This is a genomic window from Trichococcus sp. (genome assembly GCF_055118575.1).
Genome location: NZ_JBSQPW010000004.1, coordinates 87704 through 94216 on the forward strand (window position 1 = coordinate 87704; position 6513 = coordinate 94216).

The 6513-nt window shown below is 45.1% G+C and carries 6 protein-coding genes; 4 read left to right on the plus strand and 2 right to left on the minus strand.

Annotated elements, in window-relative coordinates:
- Window positions 1–11: 11 nt before the first annotated feature.
- The gene (locus ACTCCX_RS02015) at window positions 12–788 is read right to left on the minus strand and encodes a histidinol-phosphatase HisJ family protein (RefSeq protein ID WP_463274490.1); all 777 of its coding nucleotides are present in this window, start codon (window positions 786–788) and stop codon (window positions 12–14) included.
- A gap of 161 nt (window positions 789–949) precedes the next feature.
- On the opposite strand from ACTCCX_RS02015, the gene ACTCCX_RS02020 reads away from it, so the two are divergent.
- Window positions 950–2491 carry a gluconokinase gene (locus ACTCCX_RS02020; protein WP_463274491.1) on the plus strand — a complete coding sequence of 514 codons (1542 nt, stop codon included), beginning with the start codon at window positions 950–952 and terminating at the stop codon, window positions 2489–2491.
- Window positions 2492–2806: 315 nt separating this feature from the next.
- Here the strand turns inward: ACTCCX_RS02020 and ACTCCX_RS02025 are convergent, their stop codons facing one another.
- Window positions 2807–3292: a glutathione peroxidase gene (locus ACTCCX_RS02025; RefSeq protein ID WP_463274492.1), complete on the minus strand. Its 486-nt coding sequence runs from the start codon at window positions 3290–3292 to the stop codon at window positions 2807–2809.
- 224 nt (window positions 3293–3516) lie between these two features.
- On the opposite strand from ACTCCX_RS02025, the gene pta reads away from it, so the two are divergent.
- The 3 genes from pta to ACTCCX_RS02040 all read left to right on the plus strand — a co-directional run bounded on the left by pta (window position 3517) and on the right by ACTCCX_RS02040 (window position 5946).
- On the plus strand, window positions 3517–4491 hold the full coding sequence (pta, locus tag ACTCCX_RS02030; RefSeq protein ID WP_463274493.1) for a phosphate acetyltransferase: 975 nt from the start codon (window positions 3517–3519) through the stop codon (window positions 4489–4491).
- A gap of 440 nt (window positions 4492–4931) precedes the next feature.
- Complete coding sequence (gene tsaE / locus ACTCCX_RS02035) at window positions 4932–5414, plus strand: tRNA (adenosine(37)-N6)-threonylcarbamoyltransferase complex ATPase subunit type 1 TsaE (protein WP_463274494.1); 483 nt, start codon at window positions 4932–4934, stop codon at window positions 5412–5414.
- A gap of 1 nt (window position 5415) precedes the next feature.
- A complete protein-coding gene (locus ACTCCX_RS02040; protein WP_463274495.1) occupies window positions 5416–5946 on the plus strand; it encodes an N-acetyltransferase family protein in 531 nt (176 codons plus the stop codon).
- The last annotated feature ends 567 nt before the right edge of the window (window positions 5947–6513 follow it).

The following is a 6513-nucleotide window of genomic DNA, read 5'->3' on the forward strand; positions in this document are numbered from 1 at the left end:
CTAAAACCGAATCAGATTTTTTCGGTATAAGGTGATCGGTCTTTGAAAAGCGTCAATTCGGTCACGCCCGACTCACGCAACAATGCGATTGCGTCATCGAAGTGGTAACAGTACTTTTTGATGCTGTGCGCATCCGAGCCAAGGCTGAAGCGGGTTCCGCCCATGCCCAGGTAAAGGCCGATCATATAGCGGTATAAGTCTACGTTGTTGTATTCATACATGCTGCGCGTGTTCAATTCAAGCGCCATTTCTTTCGCTAAAACGGCATCCAAAAGTTCTTTCAGCACGGGCTCGAACTCCTGCAGATCGGAGACCGTGACCGGCAGACGGCGGATCCCGTAATCAAAATGTGCGAAAACATTCGCGCCATCCACTCGCCGGACAGCTTCTGTGCACAGCTCGAAATATTCCTGCATGACAGCTTTGGGATCCATGTCGTCAATGATCGGCTGCAGGTAGTCATAAACCCCATTTTGATGGACGCTCAACAAAATCACATCGAAGGCTTTGCCACTGAGATAGGACAGGATCTGCTCATGGGATTCTGGTGTGTAGCCGACTTCGATGCCCCGGCGGATCCGTCCATCATGGCTCGCGTTCAAAGCATCTATTTTGTTGGAGTAAGCGGCATAATCCAAGATCGTGTCCACGCCGCCGTTATAGGCATCATGAAAATCAAGGTGCTCGGTTGTGACGATCAGACCGGCTGTTTGCTCGAGATAATTCTCAAATGATTCCGCAGAATCGGGCGAAAAATGCGTATGCATGTGTTGGTCGTAGTAGTCCATAGTCAATCCTCCTTGTGCGTAGATGTCACCAGTATAGCAGACGGCAATGGATTTCCAGAAAAGATTACGTTAAAGAAATGTAAATGATGGGCGCAGGAAAAAAAACATTATCAAAAAATTTGCACCAATGCTTGTGGAATTTTGCTATAATGATGAAGGTCGTGGAAAATAAGTTAAATTTTTTTGGATTGGTGGTTATTTATTTGGCAGCACGATATGTCATGGGAGTGGATGTCGGTACCACAAGCACGAAAGCCGTCTTGTACGAAACGGATGGCTCTGCTTATGAATCAGCGTACGCGCACTATCCACTGATCAAAGAGAATCCCGAAATGGCGGAACAAGATTTGGATGAGATCTTTTCTGCCGTATTAAAAACGATTAAAGCAGTCATAGAGAAAGCGGAAGTGGGCCCGACGGATATTGCCGGGATCGGTTTTTCGAGCGCTATGCACAGTCTGATCCTCATGGATGCGGAACTAATGCCATTGACGAGGAGCATCACGTGGGCAGATAACCGGTCGAAAAAATACGCGAGCATGCTGAAGCATTCCGAAGTGGGCAAGCGTTTTTATGAAAAAACCGGAACGCCCTTGCACCCGATGTCGCCACTGAGCAAGATGCTCTGGCTGAAGGCGGAGAAACCCGAGGTATTCCAGGCAGCACGCTGGTTCATCGGTATCAAGGAATACATTCTTTGGCGCCTGTTCGGTGAATTCGTTGTGGACTATTCCGTAGCTTCGGCTACCGGTTTATTCAATATCAGGGAATTCCGTTGGGATCAGGAAATTATGGAATTTTGCGGCATTACGAGCCAAATGCTGCCATTGCCGGTAAGTCCTGGACACCAACTGAGCGGACTTTCGGAGGAAGTGGGGGAGTTGCTGGGACTAGCTGCAGATACCCCGTTTATTGTTGGTGGCAATGATGGCTGTTTAGCCAACTTGGGCATGGGAGCGATTCGGGCAGGTACTGCGACAATCACAATCGGTACGAGCGGAGCTGTCCGGATGACGAGCGATAAACCTCATGTGAGCCCGGAAGGACGCACGTTCAGTTACATTCTGGATGAAAACCATTATGTCAACGGGGGCGCCGTCAACAATGGCGGAAACATCTTTGATTGGGCCATCAAACAATTTATGCCTGCTAATATTGCCGACGAAGAGCTTTACGACAAAGCGATGGAGATGATTGCAAACGTCGCACCGGGAGCGGATGGATTAGTTTTCCATCCGTATCTGAACGGAGAAAGAGCCCCTTTGTGGAACGCGGATGCCCGAGGGAATTTTAGCGGCATCAACATGCTGCATACGAAAGAGCATTTTTTGCGTTCCGTTTTGGAAGGCATTTGTCTGAATCTGAAGGATGTGCTTGCGGCCGTCAGCACGATGAATGGCGAACCGAAAAAAATCATCGCAAGCGGAGGATTTTCGCGCTCGCAGATGTGGCGCCAAATCTTGACGGATATCATCGGCATGCCGATTGAATTCCCGGAAACATTCGAAAGTTCTTGCACGGGAGCTGCATTGATCACACTGAAGAGTTTAGGTTTGGTCGAATCTGTGGATGACGCCGAGGAAATGATGGGGGCTTCAATCGAACACCAGCCGAATGAGGACAACAAATCTGTCTATGCAGCGATGTTCCCGCGATACCAAGAGATGAGCAGACTATTGCAGGAATTCTATACAGAAAAATGAATGCGAACAAATAAGGAATGCTGAAGAGGAATCAACGTGACCGTGCCAGTCAGTTGTATCATGTTTCTAAGTCATCATAAATGACAAGAACCATGACAAGTCGAACAGTATGTCTTGGCTCGCAGAGACAAGAGGTTCCTTTTTCCTTTTCCGAAGGGCTTACCCGTGAAGCTGACCATCAAATTTGATGGCATGAAACCTGTTGCGAATCTGTGAAACACCTATGGTGACGGGCTTTTCAATTCGAAAATTTTTATGCTTTCCTAGTATACAAAAAAGACATATCCACTGAATTTCAGTGGATATGTCTTTTTTCTATTCATTATTTGTTGGCTGCTCCAAGGCGCTTTCGATTAGTTTGGTCATTTTCTTTGGGGTGGTGATTGGGGCGAAACGTTTGATGATTTCGCCGTCACGGCCAATCAGAAATTTTGTGAAATTCCACTTGATGGCGCCCCCTCCAGTTTGTTCGACCAGATATTTATAGAGCGGATCGGCATTTTCGCCATTCACTTCGATCTTGTCGAAAATCGGAAAAGTGACACCATAATTGAGCCGGCAGAATTCGGCGGCTTCAGTGCCGTTCAATGGTTCTTGATTATTGAACTGGTTCGATGGAAATCCCAGAATGATGAAACCCTTGTCTTTGTACTTTTCGTACAGTTCCTCCAGTTCATCCAATTGCCCCACGAGACCGCACTTCGAAGCGGTGTTGACGATGCAGATGACTTTTCCTTTGTACTGTTCCAATGATACAGATGACTGATCTGTATTAGTTGCTGAATATTCATAAATCGGCATGATTGAGGTCCCCTTTGGTTATGCTACCTGCATGTGTTAAAACATAGTATAAACAACAATGAAAAGGATTGCAAAAGAAAAGTCCCGTAAAAATTTGAAGGAGATATGACAGTTTCATGAGAAATGATGAAATTGTAACAGTAATTTCGAGAAATGACTGTTTTTTTTTTTTCGTTTGCTGTATGATAGTTGAGTATTATAAATCGAATCTGGAGGGATTTTTTTTGGACATGTTTGAAGGCTTAAGCCAAAAAATCGTAGGAAAAAAAATTAAAATCGTTTTCCCGGAAGGCTTAGAACCAAGAATCTTAGGCGCAGTCGTACGTCTTAAAGCGGAAGACTTAGTGGAACCAATCGTTATCGGAAATGTGGATGCAGTCAAAGAAGCTGCAAAAGGCCGCGGATTCAGACTGAACGGCATCCAGATCATTGACCCAGCTGAATACGCTGAAATCGATGAAATGGTCGCCTCTTTCGTCGCTCGCCGTAACGGTAAAGTCACTGAAGAGCAAGCAAGAAAACTATTGTTGGATGAAAATTATTTCGGAACAATGATGGTTCACATGGGTTTAGCTGATGGTCTAGTGAGTGGTGCTGTTCACTCTACAGGGGATACTGTCCGTCCTGCACTCCAAATCATCAAGACAAAACCAGGCGTAAGCCGCACAAGTGGTGCTTTCATCATGCTGCGTGGTACCGAAAGATTCCTTTTTGCTGACTGTGCAATCAATATCAATCCTGCAGCCCAAGAATTGGCTGAAATCGCGGTTGAAAGTGCTAAAACAGCTGAAATGTTCGAAATCCAACCTAATATTGCATTGTTGAGCTTCTCTACAAAAGGCTCAGCATCATCACCAGAAGTCGACAAAGTCGTTGAAGCTACCAAAATCGCAAAAGAATTGGCTCCACAATACAATTTCGATGGCGAATTGCAATTCGATGCTGCATTTTCTGAAGTGGTCGCTAAACAAAAAGCTCCTGGTTCAAGTGTAGCTGGTCAAGCCAAAGTGTTCATTTTCCCTGAAATCCAATCAGGTAACATCGGCTACAAGATCGCACAAAGATTTGGCGGATTCGAAGCGGTGGGCCCAATCCTGCAAGGTCTGAACAAACCGATTTCCGATTTGTCGCGCGGATGTAACGAAGAAGATGTCTACAAAACAGCCATCATCACCGCAAACCAAACACTGCTTGATTAATCAGAAGAGGAAATCCTGAATCCAATCAAGATCATTAACTTAAGCAATTTTTCTAATGTAAAAAAGCGAGGATGCATGATGCATTCCCGCTTTTTTTTGATTGCAAAGCCAAATCGGTGGATGTTCTGCAGCTATTCGATCATTTCGGTACGACAAGATGTCAAATTGTTGAAAGTATCTCGACATTCGATAATCTCGGCTGAGTCGGGAATCAAATTGTCGGATGTACCTCACCTGTTCGACAGTTTAGCGACCTGACTGAGCATTTCTTCTGAATTCTGATCGCGAATCGCAGCCTGCTTTAATCCGCAATACTGTTGATACAATGGCATTGCGGATCAAAGCAGGCTTTATGCAGAAAATAGGTGCATTCCGGAGTGGATATTCCTATAATAAGGAATGGAATAAAATAAATTGGTGAAGATGGGAGAAGATTCAGAATGTTCACCTTAATAGCGAACAGTGAAGAAGAGACGATGGCGATTGCAGCCCAACTGGCGCAACTGTTGGATGCGAAAGATGTCATCCTGCTTGAGGGAAATCTAGGTGCCGGCAAAACCACCTTTACAAAAGGTCTGGCGAAGGGGCTGGGCATTGATACAGTCATAAAGAGCCCAACGTACACTTTGATCAGAGAATACACTAAAGGCAGATTGCCGTTGTACCACATGGATGTCTATCGTTTGGAAGATGGCGGGGGCGATGATCTGGGTTTTGAGGAATATCTATATGGAAGGGGCATTTCGGTCATCGAGTGGGCAAAGTTCATCGAAGATGAATTGCCGGATGCATATTTGACGATCCGATTGGTGCCTAAAGGGGAATTTTTTGAAAACCGGGAAATTACTTTTCTCCCGACCGGTGAACGTTACGAGGCTTTGGTCGAAACATTAAAGGGAATACTCATGAAAGAAGGGCACTAGCATGCGCAAAAGAGAAAAAGTCGAAATCATGATCCGAGAAGCCATCCCAGCTGATGCAAAGGATATCATCGCCTTCAGCAAAAAAACTGGAGCCGAAACACCTTTTTTGGCATACGGGGCTGAAGGATTAGAATTGTCAGAAGCCTTCGAGGAATTGTATCTGGAAGATCTGATGGAGAAGGACAATAACGTGATGTTGATTGCGACGATAAACAATAAGCAATTGATCGGCTTGGCATCAGTCGGGGCAACGGACAAACCGAAGCTTAGGCACGTTGGGGAAGTCGGTATCACTGTCGAGAAGGACTATTGGGGCTTTGGGATCGGATCGGTTCTGATGGAAGAAATCGAAACCTGGGCTATCGAGAGCGGCGTGATCCGCCGCTTGGAGCTGACGGTCCACGGCGGAAATGAACGGGCCATCCATCTCTATGAAAAGATGGGTTATCAGCAAGAAGCCGTGATGCCGCGTGCCATGCTGATTGATGGGGAATTTGTCGATGGTGTGATGATGAGTCTGATGATAGACTGATCCGCAGTTATGGAATGACATTTCAGACGGAAAAATTTTGAAGTTTTTTTGTTGTAAGCGTCAATTCCTACTTGACTTGTCAGCGCTTACATGTTATTGTAATTATACAAAGAGAGACATACTAAGCAACACGAAGAAAGAAAAAAGAGTATGCCACTCTTTTAGGAAAATCCTTCAAAAAGATTTTCCGGTTAACAGCTTTTCAATTAAGCTGTTAATGCACAGTCTTAGGTGTTTCGGAATTTTTGGCCTAGATGCATTTCTAAGCCATGAAAACTTGAGCCACTCTAAGATTTATAAACAGTAGATTTCATTTAAGCAACTGGAAGCGAAAGCTTACATGACTTGCCTGAAAGACAAGCATAACCAGTATTGAAAAGTTCGTAGATCATTAAGATTGAACAATCAATGAGGCGAGGATGAGACTACTGATTTAGGAGGAAGTGTTCCGATTGTTGGAGCACTTCCTTTTTTTGTGGAAATGAAAACCATGGGCTAGGCCCATGGTTCCGGAGAGCTTCCAGCGGTGCATTAAAAAAATCCTCGCTAAGTGCTAGAATATATTTG

What these genes read in the sequence shown, in the direction of transcription:
- ACTCCX_RS02015 (WP_463274490.1), bottom strand. Translation starts at nt 788, where the DNA reads ATGGACTACTACGACCAACACATGCATACGCATTTTTCGCCCGATTCT.
- ACTCCX_RS02025 (WP_463274492.1), bottom strand. Translation starts at nt 3,292, where the DNA reads ATGCCGATTTATGAATATTCAGCAACTAATACAGATCAGTCATCTGTA.
- tsaE (WP_463274494.1), top strand. Translation starts at nt 4,932, where the DNA reads ATGTTCACCTTAATAGCGAACAGTGAAGAAGAGACGATGGCGATTGCA.
- ACTCCX_RS02040 (WP_463274495.1), top strand. Translation starts at nt 5,416, where the DNA reads ATGCGCAAAAGAGAAAAAGTCGAAATCATGATCCGAGAAGCCATCCCA.